This window comes from Bradyrhizobium sp. AZCC 2230, from assembly GCF_036924495.1.
GTDB classification, from domain to species: domain Bacteria; phylum Pseudomonadota; class Alphaproteobacteria; order Rhizobiales; family Xanthobacteraceae; genus Bradyrhizobium; species Bradyrhizobium rifense.
Map to the genome: position 1 here is coordinate 7,056,766 of NZ_JAZHRS010000001.1, position 17,066 is coordinate 7,073,831.

A 17,066-nucleotide genomic window follows, 5' to 3' on the forward strand; every position below is an offset into this window, starting at 1 on the left:
ATAAACCTGAATGGCACGATCACTATATTTTGGCGCCAGGCAGCATCACTTCCTTGTCGGACGTCCCCGGCACGCTAGGATAGCAGTCCTCGTTTTGCTTCCCTGAGGGAGACCAAGGATGACCATTCAATCAAAATTGTTGTGTGCAGTTGCGGTGTCGGGATTCGCCGCGCTGATGGTGAGTGCGCCGGCGCAGGCGCTGACCTCGCAGGAGTGCAGCGCAAAATACCAGGCCGCCAAGAAGGACGGCTCGCTCGGCACCATGAAGTGGAATGACTTCCGCAAGGCCCAGTGCGGCGCCGATGCAACGCCCGCCGCCGCGCCGACCGCGGCCGCCCCGGCTGCTGCGCCCCCGCCCGCTGCCGAGCCCAAGGCGGCCGCGAAGAAGGAGGCAGCCCCTGCGGCCGCCCCGGCGGCGACGATGCCGACCATGCCGATGGGCAACGCCGTCTTCCCGAGCGCGGTCGATGCGAAATATGCCAAGGAGAGCGCCGGCAAGGCTCGCCTCCATACCTGCGTCGATCAGTACAACGCCAACAAGACCACCAATGGCAACGGCGGCATGAAGTGGATCGAGAAGGGCGGCGGCTATTACAGCGAATGCAACAAGAAGCTGAAGGGCGCCGCCTGAGCTTCGATATGATGCGATGGCCGGAGCAACGCTCCGGCCATTTTGCTTAGGTTATTGTTAGAGCATGATCTTTTCGGAAGACCGCTTCACACTTTTCCGGATCATGCTCTAGTTCAGCAATTTCTCGGCCGATTTCGCCACGAGTTGCGACCGCTTGCGTGGGCCGCGCTCGACGAACAAGAGACTCTGGCCGAAGATGAAGCAGTAAAACAGGAAGGCCTGCGCCTCGGCCTCCTCGGCCTCAAGGCCGGTCGCGCGATAAAGCTCGGCGACGTGCTTCAGCCGGGCCGCATCCACGCCCGCCACCGCCGTAGCGGCGCTCTCGTCGGAGCGCGCCCACTGCCGGATCGCGAGCTCGATCGCCATGCCCTCCGGATTGAGCCGCTCGGAATAGAGCTGGATCACCGCCCTCAGCCGCTCGCGGGGCTCTTGCCCATCCAGGCTGGTCTGCTGTGCAATTGATGCCGAGCGTCCCTCGCGCCAGTGCACCAGCATGGCCTCGAGCAGCGCGGCGCGGTCGGCGAAGCGGCGGTAGAAGCCGCCCTTGGTGACGCCCAAATTCTTGGCGAGCACCTCGACCCGCACCGCCTCGACACCTGCGCGGGCAAGCTCCTTGAACCCTGCCTCGACCCAGACATCGCCCTTGCCGTTGTTCATGAAGGAAGCCTCACCGGTTCTTGATACGGTACCGTATTGCTAACGCGTTCCGCGCCTGATACGCTACCGTATCAAGATCAAAAGACGGCGGGGAAGTGCCATGGCTGCGTTCGAGCCGAAAAACCCTGGCTATCGTGCGGCGGCCATCGCGATGTTCGAGGGACAGCCGGCGATGCGCACGCTCGGCATCGTGATCGTCCGCCTCGCGCCTGGCGAAGTCGAGCTGGCCATGCTGCATTCACCTGCATTCACGCAGCAGAACGGATTTGTCCATGCCGGCATCATCACCGCCGGGCTGGACAACGCCTGCGGCATCGCCGCCTTTACGCTGATGCCATCCGAGGCCGATATCCTCACCGTCGAGTTCAAGACTACGCTGCTCGCCCCCGCCCGCGGCGGGCGTTTTGTGTTCAAGGCCGAGGTGGTCAAGCCTGGCCGGACGTTGACATTCTGCGAGGCGAAGGCGTTTGCCGAGCACGAGGGCAAGACCACGCTGATCGCGACGATGACCGGCACGCTGATGGCGATGCTGCCCCGTGTTGCGGCCCACGCGTAGCGTAGCAATTGACAAGCCCAGCGACGCATCCCTTGATGTGTCATGCTTGCCAGTCTCAGCCTCATCCTGCTCTGCCAATTGATCGGCGAGGCCGTGGTTAGCGCCCTCGGCCTGCCGCTGCCGGCCTTGCCGCGCACGGCATCGGTACGGCCCGCGCGTTCCAGGTCGACGAGATTGCCGGCGTCCTCTCCGGCATCGCCATGAGTCTCAACGCTCTCTTGACCTCGTTCCTGGTCCCCCTGGTGGTGACCCTGTTGGCGCGATGACATCGCCCCCGCGACACTCTATATGGGGCGTAACACTTCCCGGTCCCGAGCCGTAATTGCGGTGATGGGACCGAAACGGGACGAGATATGGCTGGATTCAGGACTAAGGGCCTTAATGGCGGCCTCGGGCCGACGCGGCGCGCGGCGCTGACGTTGATCGGGGCAGGCGCCTTCGCGGCTGGCGGTATGACCTTGGCGCGGGCAGCCACCGACGATGACGAAGTGCTGACCGAAGCCAAAGTGCTGCGCGATCCCGATGTCCCCGTTGCCGGCAATCCCGATGGCAATATCAGCATCATCGAGTGGTCCGATTACAACTGCCCCTATTGCCGTAAGCTCGAGCCCGAGCTGCGCCAGGTCATTCAGGACGACGGCAAGGTCAGGTTGGTCCTGAAGGACTGGCCGATCCTCGGGCCCGTCTCCGTGACGGCCGCCCGGATCGCGCTCGCCGCGAAATATCAGGACAAGTACCACCAGGCTCATGACGCCATGATGGGCGTCAGCTCGCGCCTGACCGAGTCGCGCATCAACGAGTTGCTGGCGGCTGCGGGCGTCGACATGGACCGCCTCAAGAGCGACCTCGCCGCGCACGGCAAGGACATCGACGGCATCCTCAAGCGCAACAACGACCAGGCCGAGGCCTTCGGCTTCCGCGGCACGCCGTCCTTCATCGTCGGCAAGTACCGCGTTCCCGGCGTGCTTAGCATGGCCGAGTTCGAGCAGGTCATTTCCGATGCCCGCAAGGCCAAGATGAACTGACGCGCAGCAGCGTTCGTCGCAGTCAACACAAAGGCGCCGCCGCGGATCGCGACGGCGCCTTGTTCATGGCGGGCGAGATTATTTCGACGAAATCCGGACCCAGTCCTTGTGCGCGCGGTCCTGCAGCGCATTCCAGTCGGCCTTCGCGACATCCCAGTTCACGATGGTGCGATTGGCAGTCGCGACCTCGCCATTGGCGACAGACGACGTCTGCATGGAATCATAGACATACACGCTGCAGCCGAGCAGCAGCGCACCCAAAATCATTCCGAAAAAAGTCTGCATGGCGAACCTCCGGTGACGGGCAGATAACGTCGGCCCGGAGTGATGGTTCCGCGGCACTACGGCACAGGTAAGGACAGCTCGTTCATCCCTCATTCAGCCATTGCAGCAGCTCGGCGTTGATCTCGCGCGGATAGGTGTGGCTGAGGTCGTCGATCTCGCGATAGGTCACATCGGCGCCGGCGGCCGCGAGTGTCGCTTGCGTCTGCCGTGCGGTCTGCACCGGAAACATCCAGTCGAGCTTGCCGTGGGTGATGAAGATCGGCAGGCGCTGCAGTCGCGTGGCGTCGGCCATTTCCGCCATCAGCGGATGGAAGGTCGCCGAGACCGGCGCGAGATGAGTGAAGGGCGAGGCGCCGTCGAGCCCGCTGACGTAGCTGAACGTGCCGCCGTCGCTCATGCCGGTCAACAGCATCCGTGAGGCATCGATCGACCAACGGCCGCGCACGGTTTCGAGGATCCGCATCAGGTTGGGTGTGTCGGTGTCGTCGCCCATCAGCGCCCAGGTCTGTCCGGTTGCGGTCGGCGCCACCAGGATCGCGCCAAGGCTACGAGCATCGCGCAGCCAGCTCCACAGAAAGCCGCGTCCGTTGCCGTTGCCGCCATGCAGCGCCATCACCAGCGGCCAGCTGCGATCGGGCGCGTAATATTCGGGAACATAGACCGAGAAGCCGCCGCGGCTGCCGGGCTCGTTATGATCGTGGAAGATGCCGGTGTCCTCGCCGGCGCCGACTTCCAGCCGTGCCAGCAGATCGTCATTGTCGCGATTGGCGGCGGTGAGGAAGAAGTTGCTCACCGGCGGAAACTGGGTCGACAGCGGATACAGCGCCTCCTGTGCGCGCGGCAGATGGCGCAGCGCGCGGAACACCGCGACGAGATCGCCATTGCCGCGCTCGACGTCGCGGATGCCTGCATAGGCGGACAGCGTCTCGTTGCAGGCGCGATCGAGCCGCTCGCGCAATCCGGCGAATTGCTCCGGCCATGCTCCAATCGCTGCGTGTGCCGTTTGCAGCGCATCGTCCGGCGCGCCGATGGCGTTCATCACCGAGCCAAAGGCCGGCGGATGCAAATGCCGGGCGAAGTAGCCGAGCGCCTCGAGCGCATTGAGCAGCGGCGGCAGCACGGTCACGATGTCGTCGACGACGGCCTCGGTCATCGCTGCTTCCTCTGCCTGGATCAGTGCAGCTTGGGCGCCTTCAGGAGCTTGAAGCGGTCGGTCGAGGTCACGGTGACGTCGAAGGTGACGCCTTCATGATGCGCGGAGCCTTGATGATGCACGGTGAGAGGCACGTCGACGCCGGCGGCGCCGAGCCCCCACATCTTCTTGTAGAATGCCGTCTGGCTCGTGACCTTGTCGCCATCCACGGCAAGAATGACGTCGCCGGTCTTGAGCTCCGCGCGCGCGGCGGGACCGTTGGCGGAGATCCCGATCACCACGACGCGGTTGTCGATCTCGGTCGAATAGAGTCCGAGCCACGGTCGCGCCGGCTGGTTGACCCGGCCGAACTTGCGGAGGTCGTCGAGGATCGGCTTCAACAGATCGATCGGCACGATCATGTTGACATGCTCGGCCTTGCCGTCGCGTTCACGCTCGAGCTGGAGCGAGCCGATGCCGATCAGTTCGCCGCGCTCGTTGATCAATCCGGTGCCGCCCCAATTCGGATGGGCGGGATAGGTGAACAATGCCTCGTCGAGCAGATATTCCCAGTAACCGGCGAATTCCTGCTTGGCGACGATCTGGCTCGCGACCGATCGCGTGCGGCCCCCGGCGCCGCCGACCACGACGCGGTCGCCGAGCCGGGTCTCCGCCGACGAACCGAGCGGCAGCGGCTCGATGTCGAGCCGGCCGAGCGCCTGCACCAGGCCGAAGCCGGTGACGGCATCGAAGCCGAGCACATGTCCCTCCACCACGCGCCCGTCGCCGAGGTGAAGCCAGACGGATTCCGCTTCGGTAATGAGATAGCCGATGGTGAGCACCAGCCCGTCGTCGATGACGACACCGTTGCCGGCGCGCTCGGTGCCGAGCGTTTCGGCGCTGAAGGCGTCCGAAGGGATGATGGCGTGCAGGCCGACGACGGAGGCGAGCGCACGGTCGAGATCGAAGCCGTAATCGCTCGCACGCGGCTGATTGGCCGGCGGCACTCTCCATTCGGTCAAGGCGGGCATGGAGTTCTCCTGGCTGAGAGCATCGCTCCGCCATGGCTGCGGAACGACGCGCGAAGCAAGCATAATTTAGGCCGGAGGAGGCCGTCTTGAAAGACTTGACGGCAACTATTCCAGATGCCGCGACGCCGATTTCCGAAGATGACAGAAATTGTTCGCCTAAAGTCGGTCGGCAGCAGCCCAATCCGGCATCGATCGCATGGCTGGTGTCCCGCGAGATGCTAGGCGGGGTTCAATGAAGCTGCTAACCATTGCCGCTTCGTTTGACCAAGAGATCACGGACCAAACCATGGACAATCGCAGCGACATCTGGCGTGGCATCGACACGATCAAGGGACGTTTCATCGACCTTAGCGACAAGGTCTGGGGCATGCCCGAAGTCTGCTACACCGAGGCGCGTTCCGCCGCCGAGCATCTCACCGAGCTGCGCCACCAGGGTTTCCGCATCACCGAGAACGTGGCGGGCATTCCGACCGCGGTGATGGGCGAATGGGGCGAGGGTGGTCCGGTCATCGCCTTCATGGGTGAATATGACGCCTTGCCGGGCCTGAGCCAGGAGGCTGGTGTTGCCGAGCACCGCCCGGTCGAGACCGGCGGCCACGGCCATGGCTGCGGTCATAATCTGCTCGGTTCCGCGGCGCTGCTCGCCGCCACGGCCGTCAAGGACTGGCTCGCCGAGAACAAGGTGCCCGGCCGCGTGCGCTATTACGGCTGCCCGGCGGAAGAGGGCGGCGCGGCCAAGGCCTTCATGGTGCGCTCCGGCGCGTTCGAGGACGCCGATATCGCCATCACCTGGCATCCGAATAGTTTCTGGGAAGTCGCGGTGACGCCGTCGCTCGCCAACACCCGCGCCGACTTCATCTTCACCGGCCGCACCTCGCACGCGGCAGCTTCGCCCCATCTCGGCCGCTCCGCGCTCGACGCGGTGGAACTGATGAATGTCGGCGTGAACTATATGCGCGAGCACATGCCGAGCGATGCGCGCGTGCACTACGCGCTGCTCGACACCGGTGGCATTGCGCCCAACGTGGTGCAGGCCCATGCCCGTGTGCGCTATTCCATTCGCGCCCGTGATCTCCCCGGCATGAACGAGCTGGTCGGGCGCGTCAGCAAGATCGCAGACGGTGCGGCCTTGATGACCGAGACCAAGGTCGAGATGAAGATCATCTCCGCGGTCTCCAACATCCTGCCGAACACGCCGCTGGAGCAGGCGCTGCATCGGGTTATGGAAGAGCTCGGACCGCCGCATTTCGACGATGCCGACAAGGGCTTTGCCAGCCAGATCCGCGCGACGCTGACCGACAAGGACATCGCGTCAGTTTACTACGCGATCGGCATGGAGCCGACCGATCGGCCGCTGGCCGACTTCCTGGTGCCGCTCGACGCCAAGCGCAATCCGCTGGTTGGCTCGACAGATGTCGGCGATGTGAGCTGGGTGGTGCCGACCGTGCAGGTTCACGCACCAACGGTTGCAATCGGCACGCCTTTCCACACCTGGCAGGTGGTGGCGCAGGGCAAGAGCCCGCATGCCCACAAGGCCATGGTGCAGGCGGCCAAGGCCATGGCCGGCCTCGGCATCAAGGCGCTGACAGAACCGGAACTGATCAAGGCTGCGAAGGCCGATCTCACGAAGCGGACGACCAAGACGCCTTATGTCTGCCCGCTGCCCGACCACGTCGCGCCGCCGCTCAATATGTCCGTGGCGTAGAATTCCGTCTCGATACTTCGTCTGATCTGGCGAACAAATTTTTCGCAGTGCAACTTGGTTTCCGGCGGATTCTGCCGCCGGAATGCCGAACCCTTGGGCTGCTGAAGGAAGTTTTGCTCAACAGACAGCCAGAACACCGTTTGCACACACACGGTCGCAGTTGACGCGCGGCCTATTCAGTGTGCCATCTACCGCCAGCCAAAACTCGGCGGCCGGGCTGCGACCGCCTGCATCCATACGGGAACCAGACGGGGGACAACCATGCTGGATAAAGAACTGCGTTCGATGATCGGCGACGTGAAGGACGGTCGGATGGATCGCCGCGCCTTCATCCAGCGCCTGGCTGCCGTCGGCCTCACCGCTCCCATGGCCAACCAGATCCTCGCCATCGGCGGCGTCGCCATGGCCCAGAGCCCGAACCCCTATCCTCCGACCAAGCGCGGCGGCGGCGGTCCGCTGAAGCTGTTGTGGTGGCAGGGACCGACCTTGCTCAATCCGCATTTCGCGACCGGCACCAAGGATCAGGACGGCTCGCGCATCTTCTACGAGCCGCTCGCGAGCTGGGACGCTAACGGCCATCTCAATCCGATCCTCGCCGCTGAAATTCCGTCGATCCAGAATGGCGGCCTTTCGGCAGACGCCAAATCGGTCGTCTGGAAACTCAAGCCAGGCGTCAAATGGCACGACGGAAAGCCGGTTACAGCTGACGACCTCGTCTTCAATTGGGAATATGCCAGCGATCCCGCCACGGCATGCGTCTCGATCAGCACCTATAGCGGCCTCACCGTCGAGAAGGTCGATGACCTGACCATCCGCATCAAGTTCAACGACCCGACCCCGTTTTGGGCGAATGCCTTTGTCGGGGCCTACGGCTGCATCATCCCGAAACATCTGTTCGCCGAATACAAGGGTGGCAAGTCCCGCGAGGCGCCGAACAATCTGAAGCCGGTCGGCACCGGCCCCTACAAATTCGTCGAGTTCAAGCCGGGCGATCTGGTGCGCGGCGAGATCAATCCCGACTACCACATGGCCAACCGGCCGTTCTTCGACAGCATCGAAATGAAGGGCGGCGGTGACGCGGTCTCTGCGGCGCGCGCCGTGATCCAGACCGGCGAATATGATTTCGCCTGGAACATGCAGGTGGAGGACGAAGTTCTGCTGCGCCTGGAGAAGGGCGGCAAGGGCAAGACCCTCTACGCCGTCGGCGGCGACATCGAGTTCATCGCCGTCAACTTCACCGATCCCAACACCGAGGTCGACGGCGAGCGTTCGTCGCTGAAGACCAAGCATCCGATCCTGTCGGACCCCAAGGTGCGCCAGGCGCTCGCGCTGCTGGTTGATCGCGATTCCGTCAAGAAGGCGATCTACGGCCGCGCCGGCCGCGCCACCGCGAACTACCTCAATGGCCCCGAGGAGTTCGTGTCAAAGAACACCAAATGGGAATTCAGCGTCGAGAAGGCGAGCGCACTGCTCGATGAGGCCGGCTGGAAAGCCGGCGCCGACGGCGTCCGCGAAAAGGACGGCAAGAAGCTGAAGCTGCTGTTCCAGACCTCGATCAACGGCCCGCGCCAGAAGACCCAGGCGATCATCAAGCAGGCGTGCCAGAAGGCCGGCATCGACGTCGAGCTGAAATCGGTCGTGGCCTCGGTGTTCTTCTCCTCCGACGTCGCCAACCCCGACACCTATTCCAAGTTCTTCGCCGACATCGAGATGTTCCAGATCCCGATGACGCAGCCCGATCCGGCCCTCCATATGCGCCGCTACCATTCGCGCAACGTCGCCACCAAGGAGAACAAGTGGCAGGGGCCGAACTTCCCGCGTTGGATCAACAAGGACTTCGACGCTGCGATCGACGCTGCCGAGACGGAGACCGATCCGGTCAAGCGGGCAGGCCTTTACATCAAGTGCAACGATTTGATGTGGCAGGACACGGTCTTCATTCCCGTGATGCACCGTCTCGCAGTGGAAGCAAGTGCCAACTCGCTTCGGCCGGCGCTGTCGGGCTGGGCCAACCAGACCGACAATCTGCAGGACTGGTACCGAGAGGGCTGAGCACGGGCGTCTAGGCGGATTATTCGCTCATGAGTCAGTACGTCCTGCGTCGTCTGATGATCGCGATTCCGAGCCTGCTCGGAATCTCGCTCGTCCTGTTCGTCGTCCTGGCGCTTGCGCCGGGCGACCCCTTCAGCGAGCTTGCGACCAACCCGAACGTGCCGCCCGAAGTGCAAGCCGCGCTTCGGGCGAGGTTCGGCCTCGACGATCCGATCTACCTTCGCTATCTGCACTGGCTCAACGCCATGCTGCACGGCGACTGGGGCTTCTCCTTTGTCAGCCGGATGAACGTCGACTCGCTCATCCTTCAGCGCCTGCCGGCCACGCTCTACGTGATCGGCTCTGCTCAGATCCTGGCGCTGCTGATCGCGATTCCCGTCGGCGTCTATGCGGCGACAAAGCCCTATTCGCTGTTCGACCAGGTCGCGAACACGCTCGCTTTCGTCGGCTTCTCGCTGCCGACCTTCTTCACCGGCATCCTGTTCATCCTGATCTTCTCGGTCACGCTGGACTGGCTGCCCTTCGTCTACACCACCGACATCAAGGCCTCGGGCATCCACTACGTGCTCGAAATGATCCGGCAAGCGATCATGCCGGTGGCGGTGCTCGGCCTGTTCCAGGCGGCGTCGATGACGCGCTTCGTGCGCTCGGCGATGCTCGACGTGATCCGGCTGGACTACGTCACCACGGCGCGCGCCAAGGGCCTCGGGCAGGCCAAGGTCATCGTCAAGCATGTGATGCGCAACGCCATGATTCCGGTCGTCACGCTGATCGCGCTGCAGATGCCCGCGGTGTTCGGCGGCGCCATCGTCACCGAGCAGATTTTTCGTATTCCCGGCATCGGCTCGCTGCTGATCTCCTCCATTCTCTCCAATGACACCCCGGTCGTGATGGCCGTGACCTTTGTGTTCGCCTGTCTGGTGGTGCTCTTCAATCTCATCGCGGATGTGCTGTATGGCTGGCTTGACCCTCGCATCTCCCTCCGCTGAGCGGGGCGTCTACTCGCCCTGGCGCGAGATGTGGCGGCGCTTCAGCCGCCACAAGCTTGCCGTCGTCAGTGCGTTCCTGCTGCTCATCCTGATTCTTGCGGTGGTGGTCGGCCCCTTCATCTGGCGCGTTTCGATCAACGACATCGATATCGTGGCGGGCATGCAAGGGCCCTCGCTGGCCCATCCCTTCGGCACCGACGATCTCGGCCAGGACATCCTGGCGCGCATGATCTATGGCGGGCGTATCTCGCTTGCGGTCGGATTGGCCGCGATGCTGGTCTCGGTGTTCATCGGCACGCTGGTCGGTGCGCTCGCCGGCATGTCGCGCGGCGCGCTCGGGCACGGATTGATGTGGCTCACCGACCTCTTCCTGTCGCTGCCGCAACTGCCGCTGCTGCTGCTGCTGATCTATCTCTTCCGCGACGGGTTGAAGCAGGTGTTCGGCCCCGAGGGCGGCATCTTCATCCTGATCGTGCTCGTGATCGGCGGCTTGCGCTGGATGCCGGTGGCGCGGCTCGTGCGTGCGCAGTTCCTGTCGATCCGCGAGAAGGAGTTCGTTGAGGCCGCGCGTGCGCTCGGTGCGAGCCCGGTGCGGCAGGTGGTGAAGCACATCCTGCCCAATGCGCTCGGTCCGGTGATCATCGCCGGCACCATCGACGTTGCCGCCGCGATCATCGCGGAATCGACGCTGTCCTTCCTCGGCCTCGGCTTTCCGCCTGATACCCCGACCTGGGGCCGGCTGTTGTACGATGCCAAGGACTTTCTCGACATCGGCCCGCACTGGGCTTTGTTCCCCGGCGGAGCGATCTTCATCGCTGTGGTCGCCATCAACTTCATCGGCGACGGTCTGCGTGACGCGCTCGATGCGCGACGGGTGATCTGATGGCGCCGCTGCTCCAGATCAAAGGTCTCAAGACCCACTTCTCCACCGACGACGGCATCCTGCAGGCCGTCGACGGCGTCGATATCTCCATCAACCGCGGCGAGACGCTCTGCGTCGTCGGCGAGTCCGGCTGCGGCAAGACCGTCACCGCGATGTCGATCCTGAAGCTGATCGCCATGCCGCCGGGCCGCATCGCGGCCGGCGAGATCATCTTCGAGGGCCGCGATCTGGTGCCGCTGACGAGCAACCAGCTCGACGAGATCCGCGCCAAGGAGATCGGCTTCATCTTCCAGGAGCCGATGACCTCGCTCAATCCGGTTCTGACGGTCGGCGAGCAGATCGCCGAGAGCCTGCGCCGGCATGAGAATGTCACCAGGAAGCAGGCGCTCGAGCGCACCATCGAGATGCTGAAGCTGGTCCAGATCCCCAATGCCGAAGGCCGTGTGCACAATTATCCGCATCAGTTCTCCGGCGGCATGCGCCAACGCGTGATGATCGCGATGGCGCTGGCCTGCAAGCCCAAGCTCATCATCGCCGACGAGCCGACCACCGCGCTCGACGTCACCATCCAGGCGCAGATCCTCGACCTGCTCCAGGACATGAAGGAACGCTTCGGCATGGCGGTGATGTTGATCACCCATGCCATGGGTGTCGTCGCCGAGACCGCGCAGCGTGTCGTCGTGATGTATGCCGGCAAGGTGGTGGAGGAAGCCGATGTCGATGCTCTCTTCGCCGATCCGGGCCATCCCTACACGCAGGGCCTGATCCGCTCGATCCCGCGTATCGATCTCGACAGCGAGCACAAGACGCGGCTCGAGGCGATCGGGGGATCGGTGCCGATCCTGATCAATCCGCCGGTCGGTTGCCGCTTCGCGCCGCGCTGCAAGTTTGCCATGGACGTCTGCACCGACAAGGAGCCGCTGCTGCGCCAGATCGCGCCCGGCCATCGCATGGCCTGTCATCTCGGAGATACGCAGTTGGGAGGCGCGGCATGAGCGAACCTCTGCTCCGCGTCAGCGGCCTGAAGAAATACTTCCCCGTGCTCGGCGGCCTGTTGTCGCGCCAGGTCGGCACCGTCTATGCGGTCGACGGCGTGTCGTTCTCGGTCAATCGCGGCGAGACGCTTGGTCTCGTCGGCGAATCCGGTTGCGGCAAGTCGACCACCGGGCGTTGCGTGCTTCGCCTGATCGAGCCGACCGACGGCGAAGTCGAATTCGACGGTCAGGACGTCCGCCAGCTCGGCGGCAATGATCTGCGCGCGATGCGGCGGAACATGCAGCTCGTGTTCCAGGACCCGTTCGCCTCGCTCAATCCGCGCATGACGGTCGGCTCCATCCTCGGCGAAGCCCTCATTATTCATAAGCTTGGTTCATCGGCCAAGGAGCGTGAGGATCGGGTCGCAAGCCTGCTGGTGAAGGTCGGCCTCAAGGCCGAGCACATGCGCCGCTACCCGCACGAATTCTCCGGCGGCCAGCGGCAGCGCATCGTGATCGCGCGTGCGCTGGCGGTCGAACCAAAGCTGATCGTCTGCGACGAGCCGGTATCCGCGCTCGACGTCTCGATCCAGGCGCAGGTCATCAACCTCCTGGAAGATCTCCAGGCCGAGTTGAACCTCACCTATCTCTTTGTCGCGCATGACCTCTCGGTGGTCGAGCACATTTCCGACCGCGTCGCGGTGATGTATCTCGGCCGCATCGTCGAGCTGGCGAAGGCGAGCGACCTCTATCGCAATCCGCAACATCCCTACACCAAGGCGCTGCTTTCCGCCGTGCCGGTGCCGGATCCCAAGCTCAAGCGCAACCGCATCCGTCTCAAGGGCGACGTGCCGAGCCCGATGAAGCCGCCGTCGGGCTGTCACTTCCACACCCGTTGCCCGATCGCCCAGCCGCGATGTTCCGAGAGTGCGCCTGAGCTGAAGGAAGGGGCGGGCGGGCACCTTGTGGCGTGTCATCTGGCCTGACAGCCGTCACCGAAGCCGTGACGTGCATTGGCGGGCCAGTTGATCGGACGGACGAGCTTCTGGCTTGCCACCCGCCGGCGTGCAGCACTCGCGGGCGTCGCCGTGATGGCATTCACTTTCGGTCTGGCTGGCCAGCGCGCGCGGCGATACCGGTGGTGACGACCACGGCCGACAGCGGTGCGGGCGGCCTGCGCGCGGGGCGGCGTACGCTACGCTTGGCAGGTCGACGATGTCGTCACGCGCTCTTCGCGGGCCAGGCGACGACCTGGCCCGATATCACCATCCGGTCGCGGCCGCTGTCCTTGGCGGCGTAGAGCGCGCGGTCGGCGGCTGCCACCAGCGCGCTACAGTCGGTCGTGGTCTGGGATGGAAACCCCGTCGCGGCGCCCACGCTCACCGTGATGAGCCGTGACGGCAGATTCTGCACATGCAGCATGGCGAGCTCGCGCAACGCCTCGCGAATCTCTTCGCCGACTTCGGTGCAGCCGTCCGCACCGGTGGCCGGCAACAGCACTGCGAATTCCTCGCCGCCGTAGCGCGCCGCGAGGTCAGCCGGCCGCCGGGCGTGGGCGGACAGGATACGGCCCAGCGCGCGCAGGCATCCGTCACCCGCCAAATGTCCGTAATGGTCGTTGAACTTCTTGAAATGATCGACGTCGATCAGCAGGAGCGAAAGCTGCGTGCCGTCGCGCCGGGCGCGCGCCCATTCGTCCGCGAGGCGCTCGTCGAATGCCCGTCGGTTGGCGAGCCCGGTGAGACCGTCGGTCGACGCGAGCGAGGTGAGCTTGTCCTGCAAGTCCTTTTGCTCGGTCATGTCGCGCACCACCGCGACGACTCCGTCGATCTCGCCACTGTCGGAGGCCCGCGTCACGTGCAGGGCCGCTTCGACCCAGATATCGCCCTTCTCGCGATGGCGTTGGCGGTAGACGAACCTCGCCTCCTCGGCCTCGCCGTTCTTCAGCGCGGCGATGGCCTGCTCGACCCGCTCCATGTCCTCCGCGTGAATGCCGGCGACGGCCGACGTGCCCAGCAATTCGTCGGGAGACCAGCCGATCATGCGCACGCATGACGGAGAGACGTAGAGCAGCTGGTTGTCGAGCCCGATCCGGGTCACCATATCGCTGGATTGCTCGGCGAGCAGGCGGAAATGGGCTTCGTTGGCGACCAGGGCCTGTGCCGTGCGCTGCCGCTGCAAGAGCTGGCGGACCAGGTAAAAGCCGATCACCGCGATCAGCAGGACGAGCCCAAGCACGACGGTCAAGCGCACGGCCGCCGCACGTCGCCAGGGGGTCAGCACGTCGTCTTGCGACTTGCTCGCGAGCACCATCAGGGGATAACGGCTGCTGCGCTGGTAGTAGCTCAGCCGCTGGACGTTATCGAGCGGCGACTGGAAATAGTAGACGGCCGCAGCCGGCCGGCTTTCCCATTCCCTGAACAATGGCGCATTCGAGAGGTCGCGTCCGATGAAGACGCCGCCGTCGTCGCGGCTGCGCGCCAGCATGATGCCGTCATTATTCAGTAGCGACACCGAGCCGTTAGGCCCGACGTCGAAGCGCTCGTAGAATTTGACGAAATAATCGACGTCGATCGTGAGCAGCGCAACGCCGGCGAAGCTGCCGTCGGGATGATTGATCCGGCGCGACGCAGTGATGATCCACTGGCCGCCGGCGCGGCTCCTCACGGGCCGTCCGATCAGCGTGCCCGGATCCGGCGAGTGGCGATGACGCTGGAAATATCCGCGGTCGCTGTTGTTGAGCTTGGAGAAATCGACCTGCTCGGTGGTGGCAAGCCAGCGGCCGATCTCGTCATAGACGAAGATGCCGCGAATGCGGTCTGAGGATTTTCGGGCCGGCAGATAGGCTTGCAGCTTTGCGATCGTGTCCGGGCCCGTTCCGTCGAGCTCGAGCCGATGCACCAGGCCGATCAGGACCGTATCGACGAGCTCGAACGTGTCGTCCGCATGCTGGACCAGCGATTGCGCGAGATTGGCGACGTCGATCTCGGCATTCTTGAGTTCGGTGTTGCGCGTCTCCCATTCGCGCCAGCCACTCAGGCCGAGAATTGCGGCGCAGATCAGCACGACGAAACCCGCCGCCCAGAGCGGAAGACGCGTCTTGCCGAGTTCGCGGCCCGCGATCATCAGGCTTGCTCCATTTCGGCGCAAACCTCTCACTTTGGCCTTAACGGCCTATTGCAACATCCGCGCTGATTGTGCGAACCCGTATTCGGCCGGACGCAGCCGTCGACATTTCGACGGGTTATCGTCGGAGGATGTTAACCACGCGGGTCCGCACCGGTTTCGCCTGGCGCGCCTGCCTCACCCTTCCAGCGTGAACCCGACGCGCAGCGTCACCTGGTAGTGGCGCACGGCGCCGTTCTCGATGTGGCCGCGCGTCTGCGTGACCTCGAACCATTTCATCTCGCGAATGGTCTTGGACGCGCGGCTGATCGCGTTCTTGATCGCGTCCTCGATCGAGATCTCGGACGATCCGACCAGTTCCAGGATCTTGTAGACATGATCCTTCTCGGCTGCGGGCATGGTGGGCCTCCCTCGGTTCTGCTGCGCCACGCCTCTGCATGGCCTTCAACTGAACGGGCAGCCTGCCTTTCCGGTTCCGTCGTCCGGAATAGCCCGCGTCCGGGCTATTCGAGCGCGCGTGCCGGTGCGCCGAGTTCGGCAGCGGTAACCGGCAGCGCATCGCGCCACATCATCCGCAGCAGCATCGCCAGCAGGACCATCAGCGCGGCACCGGCGATCGCCGGCTTGAAGTGCTCGTCGAAGCTGGAGGCGAGGCTCGTCGATTGCAGCAAGCCGTAGGCGCCGGCCAGCATCACGAGGGCATACATCATGCTGCGCTCGCGCGGGCTCGCCATTTTGGGGAGATAGGGAAGGACCAATGCCAGACCAATTCCGGCAATGGGCAGGTCATAGTCATAGGCGTAAGGGCTGATCATCACCGAGACCAGCGCGGCGACGCCGAGCGTGAACGAAGGAGGCATCCGGCGAACGATGCCAAGTGCGACGGCAACGAGCGCAAGGCCGGCAATGGCGACCTGGCCCCAGAACGCGCCACTTGCCGGGACACCGGAATTGTACAGTACCGCATAGCTGGAGATCATGCGAAACAGGGGGTACGAGCCCTGCTCCAGAAAGCTCGCCGACTCCCTGATCGCACCGAGCCAGGCGAGCCAGATCTGCGGCCCGAAGGCGAGCGTGCACGCAAGCGCGCTCACGACCACGACCGCCGCTGCGACGGCGATCGTCGCCCACTGCCGTGTCGCCAGCAGATAGAGGCTGATGGCGACGGCGAGATGCGGCTTGATGACCATGGCGCCGAGCGCGAGGCCCGCGAGCACCTGGCGCCTCTCGGCATGGACACAGACGAGTCCGATCAGCGTACCCGTGAGCAATCCATTTTGCCCGCAGCCGATCGTGATCGCCAGCGCCGGAAACAGGATGACGAGGACCTGTGCAAAGTACTCTCCCGCGAGCTTGCGCAGCGTCATCAAGTAGGCCGCGAGCGTCGTGCCGGTGAACAAGGCGTAGGCTGCCCAGGTCGGCAGGAAGGCGAGCGGGGCGAGCAGCAGGTCGAACTGGGGCGGGTACGTCCAGGGCATGAAGCCGGTCGCACCGCCCGACAGACTCGCCTGCATCTTCATGAACACCGCGAACTGGTAGGTCAGGTTGAGATCACCGATCCAGATCCGCTGTGCGACGAGATGAAACCCCGCAAAATCCGGCACCTGCTGGTCGTGCCAGAAACCCCACCGGATAAACCAGTAGATCTTGAGCGCAAGGATTGCCGCCAGTGCCGCAACGACGACGCGCACATAGAGCGTGCGCTTCGACGGCGACGATCGAACAGACTCGAGCGTTTCAGCAAGCATGGGAATGACGCGACCTGGCCCGAATGTGATGGTGGATCAAAGACCGCGACGTGCCACGGAACTTTGCGGCTGAGCTTGCCGGCTTAGGCTTAACGGACGGTAACGGACCGTTCACGGTTCCCCGGATTCGTGACGAGCAGGGAACTGGGGGCCCTGGTGCTCATCGTCGTTAACGAAATGCTGACGTAACGGGTCGGCTACGGCCCGGCGGAAATGCGGGATTAAGCTCTTGATCGTATCGGATGCGATAGGCTCGGCTTGGCCCGCGGGGA

17 protein-coding genes and 1 pseudogene are annotated in these 17,066 nt (G+C 64.2%); 11 read left to right on the forward strand and 7 right to left on the reverse strand.

The genetic code is table 11. The features are described from left to right. Positions 1–118 precede the first annotated feature (118 nt). On the forward strand, positions 119–631 hold the full coding sequence (locus V1280_RS33660; protein WP_334534714.1) for a hypothetical protein: 513 nt from the start codon (positions 119–121) through the stop codon (positions 629–631). 108 nt (positions 632–739) lie between these two features. Here V1280_RS33660 and V1280_RS33665 read toward each other — a convergent pair whose 3' ends face one another. Further along, the gene (locus V1280_RS33665) at positions 740–1,288 is read right to left on the reverse strand and encodes a TetR/AcrR family transcriptional regulator (RefSeq protein ID WP_334534715.1); all 549 of its coding nucleotides are present in this window, start codon (positions 1,286–1,288) and stop codon (positions 740–742) included. 100 nt (positions 1,289–1,388) lie between these two features. Here V1280_RS33665 and V1280_RS33670 point away from each other — a divergent pair, with 100 nt between their 5' ends. The 3 genes and pseudogenes from V1280_RS33670 (at position 1,389) to V1280_RS33685 (ending at position 2,869) form a co-directional block, all read left to right on the forward strand. Further along, entirely contained in the window at positions 1,389–1,844 is a 456-nt protein-coding gene (locus V1280_RS33670) for a PaaI family thioesterase (RefSeq protein ID WP_334534717.1), read from the forward strand. A 101-nt stretch (positions 1,845–1,945) separates the two neighbouring features. Next, positions 1,946–2,110 (forward strand): annotated as a pseudogene (locus V1280_RS33680) (LrgB family protein); the annotation flags it as partial. An 87-nt stretch (positions 2,111–2,197) separates the two neighbouring features. Further along, entirely contained in the window at positions 2,198–2,869 is a 672-nt protein-coding gene (locus tag V1280_RS33685) for a DsbA family protein (protein WP_334534719.1), read from the forward strand. A gap of 78 nt (positions 2,870–2,947) precedes the next feature. Here V1280_RS33685 and V1280_RS33690 read toward each other — a convergent pair whose 3' ends face one another. The 3 genes from V1280_RS33690 to V1280_RS33700 form a co-directional block, all read right to left on the reverse strand. Beyond that, entirely contained in the window at positions 2,948–3,154 is a 207-nt protein-coding gene (locus V1280_RS33690; RefSeq protein ID WP_334534720.1) for a hypothetical protein, read from the reverse strand. A gap of 82 nt (positions 3,155–3,236) precedes the next feature. Beyond that, positions 3,237–4,307 (reverse strand): phospholipase, encoded by a 1,071-nt coding sequence (locus V1280_RS33695; RefSeq protein ID WP_334534721.1) that lies wholly within the window; start codon positions 4,305–4,307, stop codon positions 3,237–3,239. A gap of 20 nt (positions 4,308–4,327) precedes the next feature. After that, complete coding sequence (locus V1280_RS33700) at positions 4,328–5,317, reverse strand: S1C family serine protease (RefSeq protein ID WP_334534723.1); 990 nt, start codon at positions 5,315–5,317, stop codon at positions 4,328–4,330. An 86-nt stretch (positions 5,318–5,403) separates the two neighbouring features. Between V1280_RS33700 and V1280_RS33705 the strand changes: the two genes are divergently transcribed. From V1280_RS33705 to V1280_RS33735, 7 genes are all read left to right on the forward strand, one after another. Next, complete coding sequence (locus V1280_RS33705; protein ID WP_334534725.1) at positions 5,404–5,553, forward strand: hypothetical protein; 150 nt, start codon at positions 5,404–5,406, stop codon at positions 5,551–5,553. Between the two features lie 50 nt (positions 5,554–5,603). Beyond that, positions 5,604–7,022, forward strand: a complete 1,419-nt coding sequence (locus V1280_RS33710) for a M20 family metallopeptidase (protein WP_334534727.1) — start codon at positions 5,604–5,606, stop codon at positions 7,020–7,022. 261 nt (positions 7,023–7,283) lie between these two features. Next, positions 7,284–9,074: a peptide ABC transporter substrate-binding protein gene (locus V1280_RS33715; protein ID WP_334534729.1), complete on the forward strand. Its 1,791-nt coding sequence runs from the start codon at positions 7,284–7,286 to the stop codon at positions 9,072–9,074. Positions 9,075–9,103: 29 nt separating this feature from the next. Continuing rightward, the gene (locus V1280_RS33720; RefSeq protein WP_334534731.1) at positions 9,104–10,063 is read left to right on the forward strand and encodes an ABC transporter permease; all 960 of its coding nucleotides are present in this window, start codon (positions 9,104–9,106) and stop codon (positions 10,061–10,063) included. Beyond that, positions 10,029–10,946, forward strand: coding sequence for an ABC transporter permease (locus tag V1280_RS33725; protein WP_334534733.1), 918 nt, complete (start codon positions 10,029–10,031; stop codon positions 10,944–10,946). The genes V1280_RS33720 and V1280_RS33725 overlap by 35 nt, the downstream gene beginning before the upstream one ends. Then, a complete protein-coding gene (locus V1280_RS33730) occupies positions 10,946–11,941 on the forward strand; it encodes an ABC transporter ATP-binding protein (protein ID WP_334534735.1) in 996 nt (331 codons plus the stop codon). The genes V1280_RS33725 and V1280_RS33730 overlap by 1 nt, the downstream gene beginning before the upstream one ends. Continuing rightward, positions 11,938–12,906, forward strand: coding sequence for an ABC transporter ATP-binding protein (locus V1280_RS33735; RefSeq protein ID WP_334534737.1), 969 nt, complete (start codon positions 11,938–11,940; stop codon positions 12,904–12,906). The genes V1280_RS33730 and V1280_RS33735 overlap by 4 nt, the downstream gene beginning before the upstream one ends. A gap of 235 nt (positions 12,907–13,141) precedes the next feature. Here V1280_RS33735 and V1280_RS33740 read toward each other — a convergent pair whose 3' ends face one another. The 3 genes from V1280_RS33740 to V1280_RS33750 all read right to left on the reverse strand — a co-directional run bounded on the left by V1280_RS33740 (position 13,142) and on the right by V1280_RS33750 (position 16,794). Further along, positions 13,142–15,046 carry a diguanylate cyclase domain-containing protein gene (locus tag V1280_RS33740; protein WP_334534739.1) on the reverse strand — a complete coding sequence of 635 codons (1,905 nt, stop codon included), beginning with the start codon at positions 15,044–15,046 and terminating at the stop codon, positions 13,142–13,144. A 177-nt stretch (positions 15,047–15,223) separates the two neighbouring features. Then, complete coding sequence (locus tag V1280_RS33745; RefSeq protein ID WP_148778334.1) at positions 15,224–15,445, reverse strand: dodecin; 222 nt, start codon at positions 15,443–15,445, stop codon at positions 15,224–15,226. A 104-nt stretch (positions 15,446–15,549) separates the two neighbouring features. Further along, on the reverse strand, positions 15,550–16,794 hold the full coding sequence (locus V1280_RS33750) for a glycosyltransferase family 87 protein (protein ID WP_334534742.1): 1,245 nt from the start codon (positions 16,792–16,794) through the stop codon (positions 15,550–15,552). Positions 16,795–17,066 lie beyond the last annotated feature (272 nt).